We start from the raw sequence: 21,085 nt of genomic DNA on the forward strand, positions 1-21,085 counted from the left end.
GCGTGACAACGCAACAGCATTCGGAACGACCCGTGGAAGCGCTCTCCGAGCGCAATCCGCGGGTCGTTTCCGCTGTCAAGCTGCACCGGGCGCCGGTGCGGCGCAAATCCGGCCTGTTCCTGGCCGAGGGACCCAATTCGGTGGAATCCGCACTGGATACGGGTCGTGTCGAGGAACTGTTCTATTCGCTGAAGGCCGCGGGCCGTGAGCACGAGCTGGTCGCGGGCGCCGCGGCCAACGGTGTGCGCACCACCCTGGTGAGTGATCGCGCGGCGGAGGCGCTGGGGGAGACGGTGACTCCGCCCGGGCTGGTCGCGGTGTGCCGTCAGATCGATGTGCCGCTGACCGAGATCCTGGCGACCGCGCCCCGGCTGCTGGCCGTCCCGGTCGCCATGTCCGATCCGGGCAACGCCGGCACCCTGATCCGGGTCGCCGACGCGGTGGGCGCGAACGGGGTCGTGCTGGCCGGTGATTCGGTCGATCCGCACAACGGCAAGAGCGTGCGCGCGGCCGCGGGCAGTCTGTTCCACGTGCCCATCGCCCGGGATCGCGACATCGACGCGGTGCTGGCGGGCCTGCGCGCGGCGGGCATCACGGTGCTGGCCACCGCGGCCAAGGGCGAGGTCGACCTGGATTCGGCCGACGAGATTCTGCGCGGGCCGGTGGCCTGGCTCTTCGGCAATGAGGCGCACGGTCTCGATCCGGAAATCTCCCGGCGCGCCGACCACCGCATTCGCATTCCTATTCGCGGTCGTGCGGAAAGCTTGAACCTGGCCGCGGCGGCATCCATCTGCCTGTACGCCAGCTCGCGCGTCCAGCACGCGAAGTAGATCGCATACACCGCACGCCGACCGCCGCCGGGCGGGCGGCGTGCGACGGTTCACCATGATCGTCAAGCTCGGGAGGGGAGCGGACATGCGCGCGGGACGAGGACGGACGTGGGTGGCGGGCGGTCGCGGGCTCGCGCTGACCGCGCTGCTCGGAGTGGCGGCGCTGCTGCCCGGTGCACCGGCGACGGCGGAGCCCGCACCGGCCTGGGGTCCGTGCCCGGCCGAAGCTGGAGCCGAGAAGGCCTCGTGCGCAACGGTATCGGTGCCGATGAACTACGCCGACCCGGACGGTGCGCGGATCGAGGTCATGGTCAGCCGGATTCCGGCGCTGGACCCGGCCCGCAGCCGCGGCGCGCTGTTCGGCAATCCCGGTGGGCCCGGCGGTGATTCGCTGAGTTTCTGGTCGGGACCCAGCACGCGGGTGCCGCAGTTGCGGGAGTTCGACCTGTTCGCCGTGCAGCCGCGCGGGCTGCGCTGGTCCACGCCCCTGTCCTGCTCGTCGCTGCTGGACATCGCGCCGATCACCGATCGCGCCGCCTGCGAGGTGGCTCGGCCCGGCTACCCCGCGACCGTGACCAGCGAATCGGTCGCGCGCGATATGGACGCGGTCCGGGAAGCGCTGGGACTGGACCGGATCAGCTTCTTCGGGGTGTCCTGGGGGACGTATCTGGGCGCGGTGTACGCGACCCTGTTCCCCGGGCGCGTCGACAAACTTGTGCTGGACTCCAATGTCGATCCGAACGTGAGCTGGGTCGACCAGGTCGCCCGCGTGCCCGCCGGCGTCGCCGACAGGCTGAACGACATCTTCGACTGGATCGCGGCCAACGACTCGATCTACGGTCTCGGCGCGACCCGCGAGGAGGTGCTCGCGGAGTGGAAACGCCAGTCCGCGAGCCAATCCGGCGGCTGGTCCTCGCCCATCGTCGGCGCCACCACCTACGCGGCCTACGGGCGATCGGCATGGCCGTACCTCGCCCAGGGCATGCGCGAATACCGGGACGATCCGGAGCAGCTGCGATTCCTGAAGTACCTCGCGCGCCCGGCGGCGGTGTCGGACATGACATCGGGCTGGATGCGGGACGCCACCCGCTGCAACGAGGACAGCGGCCTGAACCCCGCGGCCCTGACCACGATGGCCGTCACCCTGCTCACCGACAGCGATCCCTTCGCGCAGCAGGAGGCCCTCATGCGCGCCGGAATCACCTGTGCCGCTTGGCCGCAGACCACCCGCCGCGTACCGGTCGACGGCGCCGGCCTCGCCGTGCGCCCGATGTTGGTGCAGAGCCCACGCGACCCGGCCACCTCCGGCGCCCCCGCCATGGCCGCCGCGCTCGGCGGCGACATCCTCTGGGTCGAGGGCGGCGATCACGGCCACTTCACGCGCCCCAACCCCACCCTCAACACGGCGGTCCTGCACTATCTCCGCACCGGTGAGTTCACCATCGATTCTGCCCCCGAGGCCCCCATCACCACCCCGAACCCGCCCACGGTGGTGCCCGGCGCCCGCTGACCGCCCCGGCCCACACCCGATGGGTGACCGCCGCCAACGGCCACCACCCTCGTTGCGCCGCCCGGGCTTTCGTCTCCATCGACGCCGCCGACTCTCGGGACAGCTGTGGTACCCGTGACGGCCGCGGTGTTACTCGTCAAATCCGGTGTGGGGCAAGGCTGTCAGGGGTTTCCGGAGTTTCGGGCGGGCCGTTCCGAAGGACGGGGTCGAGGTCGTGACCGTCTCACCGCGCGCCGCTGAACCGTGGTGGCGGCAACCGCGCCGCCGCCACGGCGGGTGTCAGTTGCCGGGCTCGATCAGCTGGATGTCGAGCTCGATCTCGATCGTGTCGCTCACCAGCATGGTCGGAATGCCGGGGGCGATCCCGAACGCGCTGCGGTCGATCGTGCCCCGGGCGGCGAAGCCGGCGTGGTGCTTGTTGTCGAGCGGGAACAGCTGTACCCCACCCCATTCCACGTGCAGGGTGACCGGCTTGCTGACGTCGCCGATCGTGCTGAGGCCGGTGACGTCGAACTCGTCGGTGATGGCCACCGGCTCGGGTACCCGGAAGGTCAGGTGCGGGATCTTCGTGACATCGAGGATGTCCGCGCCGCGCACGTAGTTGTCGCGGAACTCGTTGCCGGTGTCGAAGGAGTCGAAGTAGATGGTGGCCTCGATGGCCGCGGCGCCGTTCTCGTCGACGATGAATCCGGCGTCGAAATGGTTGAACCGGCCCCGGACCTTCGAGATGCCGAGGTGCTTGACGGTGAAGTGCACGGCGGAGTGCGCGGTGTCGAGGGTCCAGGAGCCGGGGGCGATAACTGTCTGCTCGGAGGTCGTCATGGCGCACAGACTAGGCGGCGTCTATGCCCCTGTGCCGCACCGGTTCCCGCGTGTTTCCGCAGCTCGCCGGGTATGTCCGGGTTCGTGGTGGTCGCGCTCGGGCGCCCGCCTCGGTGCGGGCACAAGTTACGCGCGGGTAGGGTACTGAAGTGAGCGATGCAACGCGTGTCTACGCCCGAATCTTCGTCCGGACTGCTCCGCTGTTCGGTGTCCTCCTGGCCGGCTATTTCGTGATCCTCGGCGGCGGCGCCGGTGGCGCCGTACTGGTGGGCGTGGTGGGCGGATTGCTCTTCGGCGTGATCATGGCCCTGCTGCTCGGCACCATCAGCATTCGATCGGTGCGCCGGATCGGTGGCGAGGCGGCCACGAACGCGCCGGTCCGCCAGCAGCTCACCACGGTTCTGATCGCGGAACCGGTCGCGGTGTTCGAGGCCGTCGATCATCTGATCCAGGGTTCCGGCGCGCGGGTGTCCCAGCGCGACGTGACCGCGGGCCGTATCGACGCCCGCACGGGGTTCTCCTGGAAGAGCTGGGGCGAACGGCTGTCGGCCACCGTGCTGTCCCTGGGCGACGGCCGCACCGAGGTGCGCCTCGAGAGCCGGCCCAGGTTCCCCGGCACCGCGGTCGACTACGGCAAGAACCTGCAGAACGTCCGGCAGTTGGACGAGGGGCTGAAGGCGCTCTTCCCGGGACGGGAGCCGGGCACGGCGATTTAGTGTGCTGAACGGTTGCCCTTAGGCTGACCCGGTGACGTCCCCCGGTACCCTGCGCTCAGGCGCGCTCTCGCTCGCCTCCAGCGTGGTGATCGGGGTGGCCTCGGCGGGGCCCGCGTACAGCATCACCGCGACCCTCGGGCTGGTGGTGGTCGCGGTGGGCGCGCAGGCGCCGGTGATCGTGCTGCTGGCGTTCGTGCCGATGCTGCTGGTGGCCATCGGGTATCGGGAACTCAATGCGGTGGAACCGGATCCGGGCACCACGTTCGTGTGGGCGACGCGGGCGTTCGGGCCGTTCGCCGGGTGGATGTCGGGGTGGGCGATCGTCGTCTCGGATCTGCTGGTGATGGCGAGCCTGGCGCAGATCAGCTCGCAGTACACCTTCCACCTGGTCGGTGCGCACGGGATCGGGGCGGACGCGACCAGCCCGTGGGTGCTGTTGCTGGGTATTGCCTATCTGGTGGTCATGACCCTGGTGGCGCTGTACGGAATCGATGTGTCGGCGCGGCTGCAATCGTGGTTGCTCACCGTGGAATTCGGCATGCTCGTGGTGTTCTCGGTGGTGGCGCTGGCGCGGGTGGCGCTCGGTCACGGGCCGGCCGGATCGGGTCTGCCGCACTGGTCCTGGTTCAACCCGTTCGAGCTCGGGTCGTTCTCGGACTTCGTGACGGCCATGCTGCTGATGGTGTTCATCTATTGGGGCTGGGATTCCGCGGTCGCGGTGAATCAGGAGACGGTGGATCCGCGCCGCACGCCCGGGCGCGCGGCGGTGCTGTCGACCGTTACCCTGGTCGCGCTGTATCTGCTGGTCACGGTCGCGAGCCAGGCGTTCGCGGGGACCGGGACCACCGGGCTGGGCCTGGCGAATCCGGACCACGCCGACGATGTGCTCGGAGCGTTGGGCGAGGCGGTGTTCGGCGACGGGGTCGTGGGCGCCGTGCTGGTGCATCTGCTGTTCCTGATGGTGCTCACCTCGGCGGCCGCGTCCACCCAGACCACGATTCTGCCCACCGCCCGCGCCACCTACTCGATGGCGCTGCACCACGCGCTGCCCGCCGCGTTCGGGCGGATCCATCCCCGCTTCCGTACTCCGTCGTTCTCGACGATCGTGTTCGGCGCGGCCTCGGTGGTGCTGTACGTGGCCCTGAACTTCGCCTCCGGCGGCAGGCTGATCGCGCAGGCGGTCACCGCGATCGGCATCTCGATCGGGGTGTACTACGGACTCACCGGCCTCAGCTGCGCGTGGCTCTATCGCGATCGATTCGCTTCCGGTGCAAGGACTTTCATCGTCAAGGGCGTGCTGCCCGCGGTGGGCGGCTGTGCGCTGCTCTTCGCCGCGGCCTGGACCGCGGTCACCTCCTGGTGGGTCGGGGACGCGGGGTCCTCGTGGCATCTGCCCTTCGCGCCGCACTGGGAGATCGGGGCGACCTTCCTGCTCGGCGTCGGCACGCTGGCGCTGGGTGTCCCGATCTACCTGGCGCTGGCCGGGCTCATGCCGCCGTTCTTCCGCGGTGAGGTGCTCGCCCGCGAGCTGCCCGCCCCGACCGAGGAGATCATCGAGGCCGACGCCCCGGTGCCGGGCCGGCCGGGCTAGTCGCCCAGTTCCTCGAGGTTGTCCAGCAGGTCCCGGGCCCAGGGCGCGTCGACCGCGTCGGGACCGACCACCTGCATGGCGGTCATATCGGTGAGCAGCATGCCGGTGGCCATGAATCGGCGGACCTCGAGGATCGAGGCGCCGGTCAGGTCGCGGGCGAGGGTGTAGATGCGGCCGAATCGCTCCCGCACCTCGTTGCCGATGGCCGGGTCGCTGCTGGCGGCGAAACCGTGCAGCAGCATGAGCGGGCGGGCGCGTTCGGTCAGGAAGATGTTGTAGCTCTGGCCCATGGCCCGCAGCCGCTCGTCGGGGGTGGCGGTGGCGGGGGCCTGTTCGACGGCCTCGCGGAAGACCTCTTCGATGCGGTCGCACCCCAGGCGCAGTGCGGCCAGGAACAGCTGCTGCTTGGTCCCGAACAGTCGGATGACGTACGGCTGCGACACTCCCGCCCGGCGCGCGATCTCATCGGTTTTCGTTGCGGCGTAACCGGATTCGGCGAACGCGGAAATGGCGGCCTCGAGCACCTGTTCGCCCCGCTCGCTGGCGGTCATCCGTGTCTTCGTCATGGCAGCCGGGCTCCTCGTCGCTGGGGAATCGTTCTCGCCCGGTATATGTTATCAGTCAATGCGTACTTGCCGGGTGAGACTCCGTGTTCAGCGTTCGGGCTCGGTGATGAGCAGGAAGCGGCCGTTGCCCCGGCGTTCGTACTTTTCCGACACCCGGACATCCAGCAGGGCGGGCGGGGTGACCGCGGCCAGGTCGATGGCCAGCGCGCCCGCGGGCAGATCGGTGAAGTACTGGCGCTCTTCGGGATTCAGGTCGGCGACCAGATCGGAGCAGGGGACGGGCTTGGCTTCGGAGTGCCGGTGATCCCACGGGTAGAGGGCGGTGGCCAGGTGTGGGTTCTCGTTGTCCAGGACGTCGTCGAACTCGTAGTCCTCGTCGGCGGGGGTGGCGTCGATGCCGGCGGCCAGGGCCGTCCACCAGTCGACCAGTGAGCGCGCCTGCAGGGCCAGGGTGGCGTCGAAATCGGGGGAGCTGCCCAGGATCGGGCCCCAGTGGCCGGTCTCGCGGTCGATGTCCACGAAGTAGTGGTCGCCCGAGCCGCGGGCCATATACAGCTGCAGCGCAGAACCTTTCGGCCCGGTGTCGGACTCGCCGCCCACCGCGCCGTCCCAGCGCGGCGGTTCGTCGAGCTCGCGGCGCTCGTGTCCCGGCCCGAAGTACTCGCCCTCCACCAATAATCCGCCGACCTGCCGCAGGAGCGACCGCTCCGGCTCGGCCACCGGCACCGGAAACGCGTCGAGCTCGCTGTCGCTGAACCCGGAGAACAGCTGAACCACTTCGGATCGCCGCTGTGCCAGCGTCCGCAGTTTGGTTACGAGTTCTTCGACGACGGTGGTCATTGGAATCACCCCAAACATGTTCGTGGACTTGTGCTTGCCGAGCCTATCGGGTGTACGCGGGTGATGTGGAGCGAGTCGGCGCTGTACGCCGCCCGGCGGCCGGGGTGTCCGCGATCGCCTGTTGACTTGTTATCAGTCGATGCATACTCTCTAGTTATCAGTCGATAACAACAAGGGTTGGTCATGACTTCGACACTCGAAAACTCCTCGGGGGCAACGGTGGCCGGTAAGCCGCCGCGGTCCCTGGCCGCGGTCCTGGTGGCCGTGGGCATTCCGATGTTCATGGTGACGCTGGACAATTTGGTCGTCACCAACGCGCTGCCGGTGATCCGGACCGAACTCGGCGCCTCGCTGTCGGATCTGCAGTGGTTCGTGAACGCCTACACGTTGTCGTTCGCCTCGCTGATCCTGACCGCGTCGGCGCTCGGCGACCGGATCGGGCGGCGGCGGCTGTTCCTGATCGGCATCGCGGTGTTCACCGCGGCCTCGGCGGCCTGTGCGGTCGCCAGTGAGCCGTGGATGCTGATCGCGGCGCGGGCGGTGCAGGGGCTCGGCGCGGCGGCGGTGCTGCCGCTGTCGCTACCGCTGCTGGCGGCGGCGGTCCCGGAGAAGATGCGCAGCGCGGCCATCGGCATCTGGGGCGGCATCGCCGGACTCGGTGTGGCGCTGGGCCCGGTGGTGGGCGGCGCGGTCGTGGACGGGCTGAGCTGGCAGTGGATCTTCTGGCTGAACGTGCCGATCGGCATTCTGGCGCTGCCGTTCGTGGCCCGTGTGCTCGATGAATCCTTCGGCAGCACAAGGCGTCTGGACATCGCCGGGCTGCTGCTGTCGGCCGGCGGCGTGCTGGCGGTGGTCTGGGGCGTCATCCACGGCGCCGACGACGGCTGGACCTCGGCCCCGGTGCTGGGCGGATTGCTCGGTGGCGCGGTGCTTTTCGTGGCCTTCATCGTGTGGGAGCGCCGCACCGCCGAGCCGATGCTGCCGCTGCGCCTGTTCTCGAACCGCGGCTTCAGCCTCATCAACACCACGATGCTCACCTTCTCGGTGGGCGTGTTCGGCTCGATCTTCCTGCTGGCCCAGTTCTTCCAGGTGGTCAAGGGCTACAGCCCCTTCGAGGCCGGGGTGCGCACCATGCCCTGGACCATGGCCCCGATGGTGGTCGCCCCGCTCGCGGGACTGTTCGTGGACCGGGTCGGTCCCCGCGTGCTGGTCGCCACCGGCCAGGTGCTGCTGGCCGGCGCCCTGGGCTGGATGGCGCTGATCACCAGCGCCGACGTCGCCTACAGCGCGCTGGTGCTGCCGTTCATCATGGGCGGCGTCGGCATGGGCCTGACCTTCGCGCCCGCCGCGACGGTCGTCATGTCCAGCGCGAGCGCCGCCGATCAGGGCATGGCCTCGGGCACCAACAGCACGATTCGCGAGGTCGGCGTGGCCCTGGGCGTGGCGATCCTGGCCTCGGTCTTCGCCTCGCACGGTTCCTACACCGACCCGCAGAGCTATGTCGACGGCCTGGTGCCGGCGGTCTGGGTCGGCGCGAGCATCGTCGCGGTCGGCGCGGTGGTCGCCGCGTTCCTGCCCGGCCGCCCGGCCGCCGGCGCGAAGACCGGCGAGACGGCGGCGTTCGCCCACTGAGCCCGACCGACGGCCCGGCGACCCGATGCCGGGAACCGATCGCCCCTTCCGGCAATGCCGCCGGAAGGGGCGATTCGCCTGTGCGCGTGGGCTATTCGACCGAGCGGCGCGCGGCCTCGATCTCGTTGATATGGGTCTCGGTCCACTCCCGCAGGGCCGTGACGGGTTCGGCCAGACTGTGCCCGAGCGGGGTGAGTGTGTACTCCACCCGTGGCGGAATGGTGGGATGCTGTGTGCGCGTGAGGAATCCATCCGATTCCAGGGTGCGCAGGGTCTGGGTCGGCATCTTCTGCGATACGCCGCCGATGCGCCGCGACAGATCGGTGTAGCGCATCGTGCCGCCCGCCCGCAGCGCGTCGATCACCAGGATCGTCCACTTGCCGGCGATGTGATCCAAGACCTCATGCTGGCCGCCACCGAACTCGGCCTGGCCACCTCCCCGCTGAACGGCTGGGATGAAGAACGCGTGAAGAAGGTCATCGGCGCCGAGGGGCGCGATGATGTCGCCATCGCATTGCTCGTCTCGGTCGGCTATGCCGCGGGGGAACGCAAGCACCCAGGTCGGCGGGCCGTGGACCGGACGGTCTTCCGGGAGCGATTCCCCGCCGCCTGACCCGCGCGGGTGGCGCGCACCACGCCGCGAGGGTGCGCGCTGCCTGGGAGAAAAGCATGTGAAGTGGGCTGAGTACAACGCCTACGATTCGACCAGCAAGAATGGGGGCGGCAAACCGCCCGACCCGTACCAGCCAGGGGAGTGACGAACCATCGTGGCCGACGACATCGACCGTGCCGAGCAGAGTGTGGCGTTGACCGAGGAATCCCTCGCCGCCGCCGCGGAGGCCGCTGAGAAGGCGTTCGCCGCTGCCGCCGACCTGGAGGCGCTCGCGAGCGCCAAGACCGAGTTCATGGGTGGCAAGTCGCCGATCTCGCTGGCCCAGCGTTCGCTGGGCACGCTGCCGAAGGAGCAGAAGGCCGACGCGGGCAAGCTCGTGAACGTGGCTCGCCAGCGGGTGTCGCAGGCGTACGAGGGCCGCAACGCCGAACTGCTCGCCGAGCGCGACGCGGCCGTGCTGGTCGCCGAGGCCATCGACGTGACCGTGACCGCCCGCCGCGCGCCCGCCGGCGCGCGCCACCCCATCGCCGTGCTCTCCGAGCGCGTGGCCGACGTCTTCGTCGGCATGGGCTGGGAGGTCGCCGAGGGTCCCGAGGTCGAGACCGAGCACTTCAACTTCGACGCACTGAACTTCCTGCCCGATCATCCCGCGCGCACGATGCAGGACACCTTTCACATCGCGCCCGAGGGCTCGCGCCAGGTGCTGCGCACCCACACCTCCCCGGTGCAGGTGCGATCCATGCTCACGCGCGAGCTGCCGATCTACGTGGTGTGCCCGGGCCGGACCTTCCGCACCGATGAGCTCGATGCCACGCACACCCCGGTGTTCTCGCAGGTCGAGGGTCTGGCCATCGACAAGGGCCTGACCATGGCGCACCTCAAGGGCACCCTGGATTCGTTCGCGCGCGCGCTGTTCGGCCCGAACACCACCACGCGCATGCGTCCCAGCTTCTTCCCGTTCACCGAGCCGTCGGCCGAGGTGGACGTGTGGTTCGAGGACAAGAAGGGCGGACCGGGCTGGGTCGAGTGGGGCGGCTGCGGCATGGTCAACCCGAAGGTGCTCATCGCCAGCGGGATCGATCCGGAGGTGTACACCGGATTCGCGTTCGGCATGGGTCTGGAGCGCACCCTGCAGTTCCGCAACGGACTGTCGGACATGCGCGACATCGTCGAGGGCGACGTGCGCTTCACGCTGCCCTTCGGCATCCAGTCCTAGCGCGCCACACTTCCCATCCCCTGAACACGGAAAGCGAAACGTCAAGTGCGAGTAGCGCAGTCCTGGCTGACGGAAATCCTGCAGCGCACCACCCCCGAGTGGTCGGTGACGCCGGACGAGCTCGACGCGGGTTTCGTCCGGGTCGGCCTGGAGGTCGAAGAGGTCGACTCGCTCGAGCGGATCGACGGCGACATCGAGCGCCCGCTGGTGGTGGGCCGGGTCGCCGAGATCACCGAGCTGACCGAGTTCAAGAAGCCGATTCGCTTCTGCAAGGTCGACGTCGGCAATCCGGAGCTCCAGGAGATCGTCTGCGGCGCGAGCAATTTCGCGGTCGGTGACCTGGTCGTGGTGATCCTGCCCGGCGGCGTGCTGCCCGGCGGCTTCAAGATCACATCGCGGAAGACCTACGGGCACACCAGCAACGGCATGATCTGCTCGGTCGCCGAGCTCGGCATCGGCAAGGACGCCAACGGCATCCTGGTGCTGCGCCCGGGCACCGCCGAGCCGGGCGCCGACGCCAACGCGCTGCTGGGCCTGGACGACACTGTCATCGAGCTGGCCATCACCCCGGACCGCGGCTACGCCTTCTCCGCTCGCGGCCTGGCCCGCGACCTGGCCTGCGGCTTCGACCTGGAATTCAGTGATCCGGCGGTGCGCCTGCTGCCCGACGCCGACGCGCCGGCCTGGCCCGTCACGCTCGAGCCGGAGTCGCTGTGCACCCGTTTCGCGGTGCGCCGGGTGACCGGTGTGGACCCGAAGGCGTTGAGCCCCTGGTGGTTGCAGCGCCGGTTGCTGCTCTCGGGCGTGCGCCCGATCTCCCCGGCGGTCGACGTCACCAACTACGTCATGCTCGAACTGGGCCAGCCGCTGCACGCCTTCGACGCGGTCAAGGTCGCGGGCGGCCTCGTGGTGCGCCGCGCGCGCAAGGGCGAGACCCTGCGCACCCTGGACGGCGTCGAGCGCACCCTCGACGCCGAGGACGTGGTGATCGCCGACGATTCCGGCGTCATCTCCCTGGCCGGGATCATGGGCGGCGCGAGCACCGAGGTCGGCGGGGAATCGACCGACATCGTGCTCGAGGCCGCCACCTGGAACCCGATCGCCGTGGCCCGCACCGCGCGCCGGCACAAGCTGGGCTCGGAGGCGAGCCGCCGGTTCGAGCGCGTGGTGGATCCCGAGCTCAATATCGCCGCACTCGATCGCGCGGCCACGCTGCTCGCCGAGATCGCCGGTGGCACGGTCGAATCCGTGCTCACCGACGTACGGGTGCCGGTTCCCGCCGCGCCCGTCATCACCATGGACATCGACCTGGCCGACCGCGTGGCCGGCGTGCACTACGAGCCCGGCGCGTCCACGCGTCGCCTGCAGCAGGTGGGCTGCGCGGTCGAGGTCGGGGTCAGCGAGGCCGGGCACCCGCAACTGTCGGTGACCCCGCCGAGCTGGCGGCCCGACCTCACCCAGCCCGTCGATCTGGTGGAGGAGGTGCTGCGGCTCGAGGGGCTGGACAAGATTCCGTCCGTGCTGCCGGCCGCCCCGGCCGGTCGCGGCCTGACCCCCGAACAGCGCCGCCGCCGCGCGGTGAGCCGGGCGCTGGCGTTCGCGGGCTGCGTCGAGGTGCCGCCGCCGGTCTTCATGTCCCGCGAGGTCTTCGACACCTGGGGCCTGCCGCAGGACGACGCCCGCCGCAACACCCTGCGGGTGCTCAACCCCCTGGATGCCGATCGCCCCGAGCTGGCCTCCACCCTGCTGCCCGGACTGCTGGAAGTGGCCGCCCGCAACATCTCTCGCGGTGAGCGCGACCTCGCCATCTACGGCATCGCGCAGGTCGTGCAGGCCACGCCGCAGACCGCGCCGGTCGGGCTGCTGCCGGTGGACCGGCGGCCCACCGACGCCGAGATCGCCGGACTCGACGCCTCGCTGCCGCACCAGCCGGTGCAGATCGCGGTCGTGCTGACCGGTCGCCGCGAGCCGAAGGGCCCGTGGGGCCAGGGCCGGATCGTCGAGGCGAGTGATGCTTTCGCGCTCGTGGACGCCGTGGCCGATGCCGCCAACGTCGTCATCGAGCGCCGGGCCGCGGCGTACCTGCCGTGGCATCCGGGCCGTTGCGCGGAGCTGGTGGTGGACGGCGTCGTCGTCGGTCACGCCGGTGAACTGCATCCGGCCGTGCTCGAACGGTCGAGCCTGCCGCCGCGCACCTGCGCGGTGGAAATCGACCTCGATGCCCTGCCGGTGCGCGAATTGCGGCCCGCCCCCGTGGTTTCCGCCTTCCCGGCGGTGCTGCAGGACGTGTCGGTGAGCGTGGAGAAGTCGGTTCCGGCCGCGGCCGTGGAGAGCGCGCTGCGCGGTGGCGCGGGCGAACTGCTCGAGAAGATCTCGCTCTTCGACGTGTACGAGGGCGCGCAGGCGGGCGAGGGCCGCAAGTCCCTGACCTACGCGCTGCGCTTCCGGGCCGCCGATCGCACCCTCACCGAGGACGAGGCCAGCGCGGCCCGTGACGCCGCGGTCGCCGCCGCGGCCGACACAGTCGGCGCGGTGCTGCGCGGATAGCGATTCGAGTTCGGGCGATGGCCCGTCGCGTGCGCTCACGGGTGTCGCGGCGGGCCATCGCCGATTCGCGAGGTAGGAAAGAACACATGCGACATCCGGCCACCCCCGTCCTCAATGCCCTGACCTATCACCCGGGGCGTCGCATCGTCATGACGCCCGCGGACTTCGGGCTGGCGTACGAGGATCTGTACCTGCCGACGGCGGACGGTGAGACCGTCAACGCCTGGTTCGTGCGCGCGGCCGGAAAACCGCTGGGGCACCTGCTTTTCGCGCACGGCAACGCCGGCAATATCGGGGATCGCTCGCCGATCCTGGCCATGCTCTCGGCGGCCGGGTTCGACGTGCTGGTGTTCGACTATCGCGGATTCGGCCGCAGCACCGGCCGTCCCGGGGAGCGCGGCACCTACCTCGATGCCCGCGCGGCCCGCGAAGCGCTCCTGGCCCAGCCCGGGATAGATTCCGGAAAGGTTGTCTACCTGGGGAAGTCGCTCGGCGGGGGCGTGCTCCTGGAGTTGGCGACCGCCCATCCACCCGCCGCCATGGTGCTGATGTCCACCTTCACCGGACTGCGTGATGCCGCCGGGGCGGTGTACCCGTTCCTGCCGAAGGTGTTCGTGCCCAACGCCTATCCCAGCATCGAGCGCATCCGGCGGCTGTCCTGCCCGGTGCTGGTCATGCACGGGGATTCCGACGAGTTGCTGCCGGTGCGCATGGGCCGCGCGCTGTTCGCGGCCGCGCCCGAGCCCAAGGAGCTCATCATCTATCCCGGTGGCGGCCACAATGATCTGGTGGCCATTCCGGGCTGGTCCGGGGCGCTGGCTCAGTGGGTCGGCGCCACGATCGGCAGCAGGTAGGTCCGGGCGAAACCCTCGATCTGCTCGCGGGTGTCCAGTGCGATGGTGGCGCGCGGCAGCAGGATCAGCGAATGCACCAGGCGGCACACGATTTCCGCGCGCGTGGTCAGATCGTCCGCCGGGGCCAGTAGCCCGCGCTCGACCGCGTTCTCCAGCAGCGCGGCGGTGACGCCCACCGCGAGGGTGAAGACCTCGCTGCCCTCGACGCTGAGTTTGGTCAGCACGCGGTCGGGTTCCAGGGTCAGCATGCGGGTGGCGACCGGGTGTTCGCGCCAGTGCGTGAGGACCCCCAGGAACAGTTCGACCAGCATGCCGTCGAGGGTGTCGTGGCGATCGGGGATCTGCGCGAGGTCGGTGAGCACCAGGCCCACTTCGCGATTGAACACCGCCTGGACCAGGTCGTCGCGGGAGCCGATGCGGCGGTAAACCGTCACCCGGTCGACCCCGGCTTCGCGGGCGACGTCCTCCAGGGTCGTCTTCTTGACCCCGACGCGTTCGAATTGGCGCAGCGCGGCGTCCAGGATCAGGGTCCGATCATCTTCGGTAACGCGGCTCGCGGGGGTGTTCGAGGCGGTCGGCACGGTTCAACGCTAGCAAAATCGAGGCGAACTGCAACAATCTGGAGCAATCTGTTGCTGCAACATTGCAATGCTATTTGTTGCACTGTACGGTTCGACACATGGTCGATCAGGACGGCGCAACGCGGCGCCAGTACCGCGACGAAGCACACGCCATCGCTCCGCGCGATGTGCACTTCGACTTCGAATCCGTTCCCATGCACTACATTCCGGGCGAGGCCCTGGCCACGCACATCGTCAATGTGATGCACCTGGTGCTGCCGGAAGGGGAGCGCGCCATGGCCGCCGCGCTCGCCGAGGCGCTGCCGTACATCGACGACGAGCGCCTGCGGGAGGAGGTGACCGGCTTCGTCGGCCAGGAATCCATGCACGCCAGCAGCCACGAGGCCGCGCGGAATCATCTGCGCGATATCGGGCTGGACGTCGATACCTACGTCGACGCCATCGCCTGGCTGGTGGACCGGATTCTCGGCGACCACGGGCTCGCCGGGCGCGCCAAGCAGGAATGGCTCAAGGAACGGCTCGGCCTGTTCGCCGGCATGGAGCACTACACCGCGGTGCTCGGCGAATGGCTCCTGGAAGCCGACATCCTCGAGGCCAAGGGCATGCACCCGGCCATGCTGGATCTGGTGCGCTGGCACGGCGCGGAGGAGGTCGAGCACCGCAGCGTCGTCTACGACGCCTTCATGCACGTGGACGGGAGTTACGCGCGCAAGGCGCGGACCGCGATCCTGGCCAGCGCCACCCTGCTGCCGCTGTTCATCGTCTCGGCGGGCTACCTCTACCGCAAGGACCCGACCCCGGACAAGGGCCGCTCCTGGGGCCGGCAGTTCCTCGACGCCACCAAGCGCGGCGTAATCCCCAGCTGGACAGTATTTTTCACCGAACTGCCCCGGTACCTGCGCCCCGGCTTCCATCCCTCGCAGCTGGGTCCGATGGACAACGCCCTGCGCTACCTCGCCCACTCGCCCGCGGCCCGGGCGGCCCGGTGATGGCGGGGGTACCCGCGGAGCACGGCCTCGACGATGCGGCCGGGACGGGCGCGAGCGTCGTCGCGACACCGCGAGGCGGTCGCGTGGATGCGATGCGAGGTCGGGGTCCCCACGTTCCCGCCGCGGACGGAAGTCACGCGGCGGCGAAGCCGGGTGCGAGCCGTCCCACGGCGCCGGCCGGATCCGGGACGGCGGTGTCGAGGACGACCGGCCCGGGGGCCGGGCTCCGGCTGCTCGGCTCGGTGATGGACGCGTACCTGAAGGTCTTCGTCTCCGGCCCGGCCGCCCCCGTGCTCTCGCGCTCGAATCCGGTGCGGCGCGGCGGATTCGACCTGGACATGGTCGTCGGCGCGCGCACGATCGAGGCGGACGGGGTGGTGAGCCTGTCGCTCTACGCCGCCGATCGCCGGCCGCTGCCGAGCTGGCGGCCCGGCGCGCACCTGGATGTCTTTCTGCCCTCGGGTAAGCAGCGGCAGTACTCGCTGTGCGGTGATCCGGCCGACCGCTACCGGTATCGCATCGCGGTCCGGAGGATTCCGGACGGCAGCGGCTCGGCCGAGATCCACGACGCGCTGTGGGTGGGGGACCGGCTGCGAATTCGCGGGCCGCGCAACGCTTTCACGCTCGTGGACGCGCCGTCCTACCTGTTCCTGGCGGGCGGGATCGGTATCACGCCGATTCTGCCGATGGCGCTCGCGGCCGGGTCGCGGGGGCGGCTGATCTACACCGGGCGCTCGCTCGCTTCCATGCCGTTCCGGGATGTCGTCCCGGACGCGCTGGTGCTCGCGGACGAGGAACACGGTCCGCCGAATGTGGCCGAGCTGATCGCCACGGCCGCGCCGGGGGCGGCCGTGTACGTGTGCGGACCGCCGCCCATGCTGGCCGCCGCGCAGGCGTGCATGTTCGAGCTCAACCCCACCGGATCGCTGCACACCGAACGCTTTTCGGCGCTCCCGGTGGTCGGCGGCCGGGAATTCGGGCTCACGCTGAACCGCAGCGGGCGGACCGTGCGGGTGGGCGCGGACGAGACCGCGCTGAGCGCGGTCCGGCGGCAGCTGCCCGATGTGGCCTACTCCTGCCAGCAGGGCTTCTGCGGCTCCTGCGAGGTCGGGGTGCTCGCCGGGGCGATCGATCATCGCGATCGGCTGCTCTCGGAATCGGCTCGGGCGGACCGCATGCTGCTGTGCGTCTCGCGCGCGGCCGGCGACGAATTGGTGCTCGACCTGTGAGCGAAGGGAACTCGAAGGCGATGACCTCCACGGTCGAACACACGCCCATCGTCATCATCGGCGCCGGCTTCGGCGGCATCGGCCTGTCGATCAAGTTGCGCGAGGCGGGATTCGAGGATCTGGTCATCCTCGAACGCGCGTCCGACCTCGGCGGCACCTGGCAGGCCAACACCTACCCGGGCGCGGCCTGCGACGTGCCGTCGCACCTGTACAGCTACTCGTTCGCGCCGAACCCGAAGTGGTCGCGCACCTACGGTCAGCAGCGCGAGATCCTGGAATACCTGCGGGCGGTGGCGACCGAGCACGATGTGCTGCGGCACATGCGTTTCGGCGTCGAGCTGCTGCACGCCCGCTGGGACGAGGACGAGTCCCGCTGGCACCTGGCCACCAGTCACGGCCCGCTCACCGCGGACTTCCTGCTCTCGGCCACCGGCATCTTCGCCGAGGCCAAGTACCCCGCGCTGCCGGGCCTGGAGACGTTCGCGGGCAAGGCTTTCCACTCCCTGCACTGGGACCACGACCACGATCTCACGGGCGAGCGGGTCGCGGTCATCGGCACCGGCGCTTCCGCGGTTCAGTTCGTGCCGGAGATCCAGCCCCGCGTGCGCGAGCTGCTGCTGTTCCAGCGGTCCGCGCCCTGGATCGTGCCGCGCATGGACCGGCACACCTCGGGCCTCGAGCGCCTGCTACTCGAGCGTGTTCCGCTGGCCCAGCGCCTGATTCGCGGCGGATTCTATTCCGCCATCGAGACCTTCGGGCTCATCTCCCTGGTCGATCAGCGGTTCCGTCACCCCTACGAGGCGCTGGGCCGCTGGCAGCTGCAACGCCAGGTTCGTGATCGGGCCCTGCGCGCGAAACTGCTGCCCGACTACGTCATCGGCTGCAAGCGCGCCATCTTCTCCGACGCCTACTTCCCGGCCCTGGATCAGCCCAACGTGGAGGTGATCACCACCGGCATCGCCGAGGTTCGCCCGCACTCCATCGTGCTGCGCGACGGCACCGAATACGAGGTCGACACGATCGTGTTCGGCACCGGATTCACCTCCATCCCCACCGCGTACGACAGCTACATCGGAACCGACGGCCGCAGCCTGGCGCAGCTCTACGACAAACAGCCGCAGAGCTACCTGGGTGTGGCGGTCGCCGGATTCCCGAACTTCTTCTGCACGCTCGGCCCGTTCGGGGCGGCGGGCAACCAGTCCGCCATCTTCATGATCGAGTCGCAGATCGCCTACATCGTCGACGCCCTGAAGCAGTTGCGCGCCACCGGCGCCCGTCGCGTGGAGGTTCGTCCCCGGGTGCAGCAGGCGTTCCTGGCGGAGATGGCGCGCCGCAGCACCGCCACGGTCTGGCTCACCGGCGGCTGCCAGAGTTACTACACCACCGCCGACGGACTCAATGCCGGGCTCTACCCCAACTGGAGCTTCCAATATCGTCGTCGCACAGCCGCATTCGACAGTGAATCGTACGAGGTGAGCAAGTGATGTTGTCATTGCTGGGACTGCTGTCCCCCAATTCGCCGGCCGCGAATCGGGTCAACGGGCAGACGGTGCTCATCACCGGGGCGGGACAGGGCATCGGGCACGACCTGGCGCTGCTGCTGCACGAACGCGGCGCGCGTGTGGTGCTGGTGGACATCGACCGGCACGCCGTCGACGCCATGGCGCACCGGCTCGGCAAGCGCGCCCTGGCCGTCGCCGCCGACGTGACGGATCGAGACGCCATGCGCCAGGCCGTGATTCGCGCCGTCGATCACTTCGGCACCCTGGACGTGGTGGTCGCCAACGCCGGTGTGGTGCCGCGCCCGGCCACCCTGCGCACCATGGACGGCGCGGATTTCGATCGTGTGCTCGGGGTGAACCTGACCGGTGTGTTCAACACCGTGCGCCCGGCGCTGGACCACATCGTGAACGCGCGCGGGCACGTGGTGGTGGTGTCCTCGTGCGCCGCCTTCGCCCCCGGTATGGCCGGCGCGCCGTACATGATCAGCAAGGCGGCGGTGGAGCAGCTCGGCCGGGCGCTGCGGGTCGAACTCGCGCCGTGGGGCGCCACGGCCGGTATCGCGTACTTCGGCATCGTGCAGACCGAGATGACCCGGGCCACCCTCGATCGCGACGAACTCGGCGCCGAGCTGGACGACCTGCTGCCCTGGCCGCTGAGCGTGCGGATCAGCTCCGAACGCGCGGCCGAGATCATCGCCGACGGCATCGAGCGCCGGGCCCCGCGCACCATCGCGCCACTGGGCTGGATGCCGTACGCGATGCTGCGCGGCCTGGTGAACGTGGCCCTGGATCGGGCGCTGACCGCCGATCCCCGGGTGCACGATCTGCTGCGCCGGGTCGAACAGCGCCGGGTGCGCTTCTGAGAACGCCGCCGGGCCGCGAAACCGCAGGCCCGGCGGATTTCCGCCGTTGGCGCCGCCCGGCTGCGTAGCCTGGTCGATATGAGCGATTCCAGTAATCTGGCGGCGCAATTGGCGGGTCTGAGCGATGCCGAGCTCGCGGCGGTGGTGGGCGCGGCCACCGACGGCCGGGCCGGGCTCGCCGAACTGCACGCGGTGGCGATCGCGGTGGCCGCGACCGTCGGTCATTCACCCAACGTCACCGATGTGACTCCGGACACGGATCTGTCCTCGGACATCCCGCCGTCGAGCGCGGGGCCCGCGGTTCCCGATACATTCGGGCAGGTCGAGCTGGGTGCGATGGTCACCGGCGGACCGGTACCGCCGACGGGTATGCCCAGCTCACCGGGGATCGGCGGATATACGAACAGCGGTGTCCCTACTTTCGAGTCAGTTCGGGATAAGGTCGAGCAGCGCTACGGCACCGCCCAGGGGATGAACGAACTCGATCGGCAGACACCGGTGGGCCGCAGCGTCGACGAACAGTGGGACGCGCGGGAGAAAGCCGCGCGGGAGCGCCTGGAACAGATTCGAAAGTCGGTGCACGGCAACGATTCCGACTGATCTCGGGCACTCCGCTTCGAAACGATGGGTGGAATCGTATGACCGAGCCGCGTGAAATCGCCGAACGGCTGCTCGACCTGCAGGTCGACTTCATTGTCGCCGAGGTGACGGGTGACCGCTTCGCCGAGGTGATCGCCCGCGACGTGGAGGCGGTGATCGGCGTGGCCGACACCATCATCTTCCGAGACGTGGTCGAGGTGGATCAGGCCAAGGAGACCGTGCGCAGGATCGTCGAACTGATCGGCGGCAGCCCGGTGCTCGGGGAGATGGTCGGCGCGCTCGCGCCCGCGCTCTACGACGACATCGCCGCCAACAACGACTACACCCTCGGCGACGTGGTCGACCGGGAGCCGGTCGAGCAGCTGCTGGAGAAGATCTTCGCCATGCACCAGGCCCAGGAGCGCATCCTGGAGCGGCTCACCGAGAGCCCGCTGGTCGCGACCGTGGCCTCCAAGTTCGTGGACAAGCTGATCTCGGACTTCATGGAGAGCAACCGGCAGATGGCGAACAAGATCCCGGGCCTGGGCTCGCTGGTCTCGTTCGGCACCTCCGCTGCCAAGTCCGCCGCCAAGGCCGCCGAGAAGGCCACCGGCGACGGCACCTTCCTGGGTGAGATGGCCGGTAAGGGCGCGCAATTCGCGCTCAAGCGGACCAACAACGCCATTCGCGAGATGCTGCGCGACGCCCCCGTGCACGATGCCGCCATGGAGTTCTGGGATCTGCACGCCGGTGAGCCGGTGAGCGGGCTGCGCGACTACCTCACGCAGCAGGATCTGAAGGACCTGGCGCTGATCATCTACCGCATCGCGCTGACCACCCGGGAGAAGGAGTACTTCGGCGTCCTTCTCGATCAGGGCGTGGAGGTCTTCTTCGAGAAGTACGGCGATCACACCCTGGCCGCGATCCTGCCCGAGCTGGGTCTGTCCGGCGATGACATCGCCGGCGAGATCCTGCGCTACGGCCCCGCCGTTGTCGACGCCGCCAAGCGAAACGGCGTGCTGGCCAAGCTCGTTCGCGAGCGGCTGGAGCCGTTCTTCCTCTCCGATCAGGTCATCGGTGTCCTGACGGAGGCGACCGAGTAACCCTAGTGACGCCCCGGCCGCGCGCCGGGGCGTCGACCCGCGGGAGGCGAGCCGAATGGACCTGCCGATCACCGGAGAACAGCTGCGGGTGCGGTCCTCGGGGCCGCACGTCATAGTGCTGACCGCGGGCGCGTACGAGATACGCGTGGAGAGTGAACTGGTGGTGCACCGCGCCGCCGGTTCGGTCTCGCACCGGCTGGCCGGGGAGACCCGCGTGGACGATCTCACCGAGGCCGTCGACGGTGTAATCGTCTCCGCCACGGTCGAATCCGACGGCGAGCTGCGGATCGACCTGGATTCCGGTCAGCGCCTCGTGGTCGAGCCCGACCGTTTCTTCGAGGCCTGGACCGTGACCGATCCGGGCCGCTATCTGGTGGTGTGCATGCCGGGCGGTGAACTCGCCGTCTGGGCGAGCGACTGAGCGCTCCCGCGTGCGCTCCCGCCGGGCCCCGCCCCGTCCCGTACGCGTCGATCCGCGGTCGGTGGGGCGGCGTTGCACCAC

General features: G+C 69.7%; 21 protein-coding genes. 16 read left to right on the forward strand and 5 right to left on the reverse strand.

The genetic code is table 11. From position 1 onward, the window contains the following. Positions 1–32: 32 nt before the first annotated feature. A complete protein-coding gene (locus tag ABZ319_RS19500; RefSeq protein ID WP_354987852.1) occupies positions 33–830 on the forward strand; it encodes an RNA methyltransferase in 798 nt (265 codons plus the stop codon). A gap of 85 nt (positions 831–915) precedes the next feature. Continuing rightward, positions 916–2,340, forward strand: coding sequence for an alpha/beta fold hydrolase (locus ABZ319_RS19505; protein ID WP_354987828.1), 1,425 nt, complete (start codon positions 916–918; stop codon positions 2,338–2,340). Positions 2,341–2,619: 279 nt separating this feature from the next. Here ABZ319_RS19505 and ABZ319_RS19510 read toward each other — a convergent pair whose 3' ends face one another. Next, on the reverse strand, positions 2,620–3,162 hold the full coding sequence (locus tag ABZ319_RS19510) for a YceI family protein (RefSeq protein WP_354987829.1): 543 nt from the start codon (positions 3,160–3,162) through the stop codon (positions 2,620–2,622). A gap of 149 nt (positions 3,163–3,311) precedes the next feature. Here ABZ319_RS19510 and ABZ319_RS19515 point away from each other — a divergent pair, with 149 nt between their 5' ends. Together ABZ319_RS19515 and ABZ319_RS19520 are read left to right on the forward strand one after the other, a co-directional pair. Further along, on the forward strand, positions 3,312–3,878 hold the full coding sequence (locus tag ABZ319_RS19515; protein ID WP_354987830.1) for a hypothetical protein: 567 nt from the start codon (positions 3,312–3,314) through the stop codon (positions 3,876–3,878). A gap of 31 nt (positions 3,879–3,909) precedes the next feature. Next, positions 3,910–5,469, forward strand: a complete 1,560-nt coding sequence (locus tag ABZ319_RS19520; protein WP_354987831.1) for an APC family permease — start codon at positions 3,910–3,912, stop codon at positions 5,467–5,469. Here the strand turns inward: ABZ319_RS19520 and ABZ319_RS19525 are convergent. Continuing rightward, on the reverse strand, positions 5,466–6,035 hold the full coding sequence (locus tag ABZ319_RS19525) for a TetR/AcrR family transcriptional regulator (protein ID WP_354987832.1): 570 nt from the start codon (positions 6,033–6,035) through the stop codon (positions 5,466–5,468). The two genes, ABZ319_RS19520 and ABZ319_RS19525, sit on opposite strands and share 4 nt — an antisense overlap. 87 nt (positions 6,036–6,122) lie before the next feature. Continuing rightward, on the reverse strand, positions 6,123–6,875 hold the full coding sequence (locus tag ABZ319_RS19530) for a hypothetical protein (RefSeq protein WP_354987833.1): 753 nt from the start codon (positions 6,873–6,875) through the stop codon (positions 6,123–6,125). A gap of 183 nt (positions 6,876–7,058) precedes the next feature. Between ABZ319_RS19530 and ABZ319_RS19535 the strand changes: the two genes are divergently transcribed. Further along, positions 7,059–8,507 (forward strand): MFS transporter, encoded by a 1,449-nt coding sequence (locus ABZ319_RS19535; protein ID WP_354987834.1) that lies wholly within the window; start codon positions 7,059–7,061, stop codon positions 8,505–8,507. A gap of 91 nt (positions 8,508–8,598) precedes the next feature. Here ABZ319_RS19535 and ABZ319_RS19540 read toward each other — a convergent pair whose 3' ends face one another. Further along, a complete protein-coding gene (locus tag ABZ319_RS19540; RefSeq protein WP_354987835.1) occupies positions 8,599–8,904 on the reverse strand; it encodes a helix-turn-helix domain-containing protein in 306 nt (101 codons plus the stop codon). On the opposite strand from ABZ319_RS19540, the gene ABZ319_RS19545 reads away from it, so the two are divergent. The 4 genes from ABZ319_RS19545 to ABZ319_RS19560 all read left to right on the forward strand — a co-directional run bounded on the left by ABZ319_RS19545 (position 8,896) and on the right by ABZ319_RS19560 (position 13,737). Then, complete coding sequence (locus ABZ319_RS19545) at positions 8,896–9,120, forward strand: nitroreductase family protein (RefSeq protein WP_354987836.1); 225 nt, start codon at positions 8,896–8,898, stop codon at positions 9,118–9,120. The two genes, ABZ319_RS19540 and ABZ319_RS19545, sit on opposite strands and share 9 nt — an antisense overlap. A 154-nt stretch (positions 9,121–9,274) precedes the next feature. Continuing rightward, on the forward strand, positions 9,275–10,336 hold the full coding sequence (gene pheS, locus ABZ319_RS19550; RefSeq protein ID WP_354987837.1) for a phenylalanine--tRNA ligase subunit alpha: 1,062 nt from the start codon (positions 9,275–9,277) through the stop codon (positions 10,334–10,336). 45 nt (positions 10,337–10,381) lie between these two features. Next, complete coding sequence (pheT, locus tag ABZ319_RS19555; RefSeq protein ID WP_354987838.1) at positions 10,382–12,883, forward strand: phenylalanine--tRNA ligase subunit beta; 2,502 nt, start codon at positions 10,382–10,384, stop codon at positions 12,881–12,883. Between the two features lie 86 nt (positions 12,884–12,969). After that, complete coding sequence (locus ABZ319_RS19560; RefSeq protein ID WP_354987839.1) at positions 12,970–13,737, forward strand: alpha/beta hydrolase; 768 nt, start codon at positions 12,970–12,972, stop codon at positions 13,735–13,737. Here ABZ319_RS19560 and ABZ319_RS19565 read toward each other — a convergent pair. Continuing rightward, a complete protein-coding gene (locus tag ABZ319_RS19565; RefSeq protein WP_354987840.1) occupies positions 13,704–14,318 on the reverse strand; it encodes a helix-turn-helix domain-containing protein in 615 nt (204 codons plus the stop codon). The genes ABZ319_RS19560 and ABZ319_RS19565 overlap by 34 nt on opposite strands. 98 nt (positions 14,319–14,416) lie before the next feature. On the opposite strand from ABZ319_RS19565, the gene ABZ319_RS19570 reads away from it, so the two are divergent. The 7 genes from ABZ319_RS19570 to ABZ319_RS19600 all read left to right on the forward strand — a co-directional run bounded on the left by ABZ319_RS19570 (position 14,417) and on the right by ABZ319_RS19600 (position 21,004). Further along, the gene (locus tag ABZ319_RS19570; protein ID WP_354987841.1) at positions 14,417–15,307 is read left to right on the forward strand and encodes a metal-dependent hydrolase; all 891 of its coding nucleotides are present in this window, start codon (positions 14,417–14,419) and stop codon (positions 15,305–15,307) included. A gap of 194 nt (positions 15,308–15,501) precedes the next feature. Further along, positions 15,502–16,536: a PDR/VanB family oxidoreductase gene (locus ABZ319_RS19575; RefSeq protein ID WP_354987842.1), complete on the forward strand. Its 1,035-nt coding sequence runs from the start codon at positions 15,502–15,504 to the stop codon at positions 16,534–16,536. 20 nt (positions 16,537–16,556) lie between these two features. Beyond that, on the forward strand, positions 16,557–18,020 hold the full coding sequence (locus ABZ319_RS19580) for an NAD(P)/FAD-dependent oxidoreductase (protein ID WP_354987843.1): 1,464 nt from the start codon (positions 16,557–16,559) through the stop codon (positions 18,018–18,020). Further along, positions 18,020–18,901, forward strand: coding sequence for a short-chain dehydrogenase/reductase (locus tag ABZ319_RS19585; RefSeq protein WP_354987844.1), 882 nt, complete (start codon positions 18,020–18,022; stop codon positions 18,899–18,901). Before ABZ319_RS19580 ends, ABZ319_RS19585 begins: the two co-directional genes overlap by 1 nt. A gap of 78 nt (positions 18,902–18,979) precedes the next feature. Next, complete coding sequence (locus tag ABZ319_RS19590) at positions 18,980–19,501, forward strand: hypothetical protein (RefSeq protein WP_354987845.1); 522 nt, start codon at positions 18,980–18,982, stop codon at positions 19,499–19,501. 38 nt (positions 19,502–19,539) lie between these two features. Further along, positions 19,540–20,583 (forward strand): hypothetical protein, encoded by a 1,044-nt coding sequence (locus tag ABZ319_RS19595; RefSeq protein ID WP_354987846.1) that lies wholly within the window; start codon positions 19,540–19,542, stop codon positions 20,581–20,583. Positions 20,584–20,638: 55 nt separating this feature from the next. Beyond that, positions 20,639–21,004, forward strand: coding sequence for a DUF6188 family protein (locus ABZ319_RS19600; protein ID WP_354987847.1), 366 nt, complete (start codon positions 20,639–20,641; stop codon positions 21,002–21,004). Positions 21,005–21,085 lie beyond the last annotated feature (81 nt).

This window comes from Nocardia sp. NPDC005978, from assembly GCF_040614455.1.
GTDB lineage: Bacteria > Actinomycetota > Actinomycetes > Mycobacteriales > Mycobacteriaceae > Nocardia.